4 protein-coding genes are annotated in these 4,161 nt (G+C 68.3%); all 4 read left to right on the forward strand.

The features are described 5' to 3' along the window. The coding region (locus tag MJD61_16370) for a hypothetical protein (protein MCG8556838.1) at window positions 1-880 on the forward strand (880 nt) is incomplete at its 5' end. 55 nt (window positions 881-935) lie between these two features. Beyond that, window positions 936-1,628 (forward strand): hypothetical protein, encoded by a 693-nt coding sequence (locus MJD61_16375; GenBank protein ID MCG8556839.1) that lies wholly within the window; start codon window positions 936-938, stop codon window positions 1,626-1,628. Between the two features lie 80 nt (window positions 1,629-1,708). Continuing rightward, entirely contained in the window at window positions 1,709-2,461 is a 753-nt protein-coding gene (locus tag MJD61_16380; GenBank protein ID MCG8556840.1) for a hypothetical protein, read from the forward strand. Window positions 2,462-2,526: 65 nt separating this feature from the next. Then, the gene (locus MJD61_16385) at window positions 2,527-4,044 is read left to right on the forward strand and encodes a hypothetical protein (GenBank protein ID MCG8556841.1); all 1,518 of its coding nucleotides are present in this window, start codon (window positions 2,527-2,529) and stop codon (window positions 4,042-4,044) included. The last annotated feature ends 117 nt before the right edge of the window (window positions 4,045-4,161 follow it).

Consider the following 4,161-nt stretch of genomic DNA (forward strand, 5'->3'; position numbering starts at 1 on the left):
CGGGATCAACCACACCAGCAACTGGACGCTCGACTACGCGTGGCCCGGCGACAGCTTGGTCTTTGGGGCCCCGCTCGAGCTTCCTGTGCACGTGGCGCTTAGCGTCGGCAACTGGAGCCCGCCGCGGCCGCCCATCTCGTTTCTGGCGGTCGAGGTGGCTCAGCCCGACCCGACCGACCCAACCCATCAACCCACCGACGTGCTCCCGCGGTCCGCCAGGCAACTGTGGAGCGACTTTCAGGACAGCGGCTTTCGGATCGCAATCGTAGGCGCAAGCGACAACCGATGCTTCCAGCGCCAGATCGGCCAGCTGCGCACGGGCGTCCTGATCGACGGGGCCGTGACCTACGAGAGGTACCTGGAGGGGCTCCGGCTCGGTCGCACGCAGGCCGTCAAGGGCCAAGGCACGGTTGCGGATCTGACGGCGTGGTCATCCAGTACCCCCGGCGATGTAAAGATCATCGGCGACACCCTGGCGGTGTCCTCCGGCAGCCAGGTCAACTTCCGCGTTCAGGCGACACTCAAAGTGGCGGGCATGATCGAGCTACTGGGCAACGGGCAGCCCCAGCCCTGGTGCCAAATGATGGGCCAGGTAGGAACCAACGATTTTACCTGTGGGCCTATAGCCATGTTGTCCAGCGCGTGGATGAGCGTACGCGCCCCGCTGGTGCAGACGAGCCCGATCTACGTGGAGCTCGATGGCGTGCCGTACCGTCCTTACAACGCAGCGCTATGCCGCAACATCTCGCACATCCAGCGGCTTATCGACACGTACGCCGGCCCTGGCGGGCCGCTGTTCTCACGCCTGGGCGAATACCTCAACGCGCAGGCCGAGTATCAAGCCCGTCTGGACCCTGCCTGCCGGGCCCAACTGCAGTAGCCCGCCTGCCCCGCCGACCCCCACATGTCCGCCGGATGATGAACAGAATCCGTTTGTGCCCGGACAGGAGTACGGCGACTACTTCCTCCATGGCTTCACCCTGCCCACCGGCCCCGTGAACCAGCGGGTGACCGGCACGTTGATCCCCAAAAAGAGCCTGGACCCGAATGCTCCCATCCATACCTACCCCCAGCCCTTCGCGCCGAGCCTGGGTCCTCCCCCCTACGCACCGGATCCAAGCCTGCCTCCCGAGCACCCCTTGAATAATCCCACCTGCACCTCCCCGAACCCGGATCAGAGCCAGCCCGGCTGGGATAACTGGAGCTGCCCGGACGTGGACCATTTCGTGGTGCCGGCCACCTGCGGCGCTGCGGGGACCTACTTGCGAGCGCGCGCGGTCCTGTGGACGGAGGTGCAGACTCGGGACGTTTACCAAGTCAACTTCTGCTGGTCGGGCCCGGGCGAGCCACGCTGCAGCGCCAACGGGGCGCCGCACTGGATCTGGAACGTTGGACTCACAACCACAGGGGGTGGAACGACCCCGGACTGGACCCTCGATGTCCTGTGTGCGGAAACCGGCCGCACCTACTTTCTCAACATCGACGTGTCGAACACGGGCCTGTCTGACGAGGGGCAAGGAAATTGGACTCCCGAGCCCAACTGCGATGAGTACTCGCTCTTCTACTCGGTCGAGCAGACCACGGACGGCTATGTGCCGGGGATCACGTTGCAGCCGATCAACCCGTAGACCTGGACCGCGGCCTTGCCGTGCCCCGCCAGCAAGCCCTGGAGCGAAGCCATATGCCTTTAGCGACCCCGAGCATTCCAATGGGTACAGCCGCGAGCAGCTCGGTCGACATGGCTCCGAGGACCTCAAGGCTGCTTCACCGCGCTTGGCTGATAGCGTGCTGCGCGGCTGTGGCGGGTTGCGGTGCTCGGACCACGAGCCTGGGACCGGACGGCGGTTTTGCCGGCAGCGCCGGCGGGCAGCGGGGTGGTGGTCGGGCTGGGGTAGTTGGCTCGGGTCGGGGCGGCGTGGGTCACGGTGGCGCGATTACTGTCGCCGGCGTGCGGGGCGTCGGGGGCCGCAGCGGGACCGGTGGTCGGGGCGGCGCCGGTGGCCGGGGCGGTGTTGGTGCTGGCGGCCAGGGGGGGTATGGCGGCCGGGGCGGTCTTGGCGGCGGGGCGGGCGTCGTGGGTGGTCGGGCGGGCGTGGGCGCGCTGGGTGGGCGCGGTGGCAGCGGTGGCTGGGGGGGGTTGGGCGCAGGAGGTGTGCCGAGCCAAGGCGGTGTGACCGGCGCGTCGGGTTTTGGAGGGCTCCGGGGCTTTGCTGGCTGGGCCGGCTGGGGAGGCATGGGCGACCCGGGAGGCTTTGGCGGCCCTGTGCCCACCGGCCCCTGCCCGATGCCCTTCCGCTGCGTGATGAACGGCTGGATCAAGGACAGCCCGTTTTGTGCGCTTGGAGCCGACACCAGTAGACCACCGCCCTGTGGGCCCTATGTGTGCGACACGCTCGGAACCCGCTGCATGATCTACAAGGCTACCCCGAGCTGCATTCGCCTGTGCAGGCTCGACGATTGATGGGTCGTGGCAGGCTTTGGTCGTGTGGGGCTCGTGGTCTCGTGTGCGCTGTGGTCGCCTTGCAGGTGACATCGACCGCCGCGGCCAACGGCCGCTACCCCGCGGCGCAGCAGCTGATCGAAGACCCAAACGACCCTCTGCGCTTGATCGTGCGGGCGACCTACGGGCTGCTGGTCAGCCGTGACGGCGGCGCGAGCTGGTCGCTGATCTGCGAGGAGGCGGTGGGCTACGGGGGCATGGAGGACCCCGTGTTGGGGCTCTTTGGTGATGGCACGCTGATGGCCGGCCTGCTCAGGGGACTGGCCGTAAGCCACGACGGCGGCTGCGATTGGGCCCGCGCGCCAGGAGCCTTGAGCCAGGCGCAGATCGTCGACGTCACGGTGCATCCTCGGCAGCGGGCACGGGGTCTGGCGCTGGGCTCCGAACGCAGGCAGGGAGGGGGTTACTCCCACAGCCTATGGCAGACAAGCGACCACGGCGCGAGCTGGCAAGAGCTTGGCGTGGCGCTGCCCGCCGAACTCGACCTGCTCGCCACCGCCTTTGATGCGGCGCCGAGCGACCCCCGGCGCCTCTACGTGAGCGCCCTGCACAGGAGCCCGAACGGAATCGAGGGTGTGCTGCTGCGAAGCGACGACCGCGCAGCGAGCTGGACGCTGTTCTCGATCCCCGGTACCGGCCTGCGTTCCCGGCCCTACTTCTCGGCCGTGGCGCCCAACGACCCGGATACGATCTACGTCCGCGTGCACGCCTCGGAGATGGACCGAGAGCTGCTCTCGGCACCGGACCGGCTCTTGGTCTCGGGAAACGGTGGCCGGACCTGGCGCAGCGTGCTCGAAGGCACGGGCGTGATGGCCGGGTTCGCGCTGTCACCCGACGGCAGCGAGCTCGCGATCGGCTTCGGCTTGGCCGAGCGTTCCCGGGTCCGCTCCGATGCCATCGGGATCTGGAAGGCCTCCACCCGGGACCTTGTTTTTGCCAAGCTGTTCGACGGCCGGGTGCATTGCTTGACCTGGACCCTGCGCGGTCTTTATGCCTGCCTGAGCGAGCGCAGGCAGGGCTTTCAGCTCGGGCTGTCACAGGACGGCGGCCAGCGCTTTGGGCCGCTGATGAAGCTGCGCAGCGCGACGGGCCTGGCCTGCCCGTCACCCAGCACCCTTACCACCGTGTGCGCCGAGCCATGGCAAAGGCTCTGCCGGCTGATAGGCGCCCCAGGCGCTGTCGCTGGCGTGCCCGCCGCTGCCACCGCTCCCACCCCCTGCCGGGCCACTTCAAGCTTTCCCGCCCTGCCCGGCGATTCCGGCCCCGGAGGCACGTCCACAGCGTCCCCGCCATCGGCGAAGGCCGCCGGCTGCGGCTGTCACCTTGTCGCTGCGCCAAGCGCGCACTCAGCTCCATGGTTGCTCCTGCTCCTTGCAGCCGCGGTTCTTGCCACGCGCTTCAAAAAATTCGGCCTCAGGAGGCCGACCTCTCGTGTCCCGATAGATAGAGCGGCGAAGAGCCCGGCGGCGCCGCCGGCGCCGCCGCCGACCCGACCCGGGTTGGCGTCCGCCGGCGTGCGCCGGCACTTTCGCCACCACTGGTAGCGTAAGTGTGCGAAATGAGCTGCGGTGGTGTCCGGCACGCTTGGTGCGGCGTGCGAAGCATGACGCAACCACGCTACATCGTGCCTGGAATGACGGTGATGGTCACGCGCCACACGC

This window comes from Pseudomonadota bacterium, assembly GCA_022361155.1.
GTDB lineage: Bacteria > Myxococcota_A > Polyangia > Polyangiales > JAKSBK01 > JAKSBK01.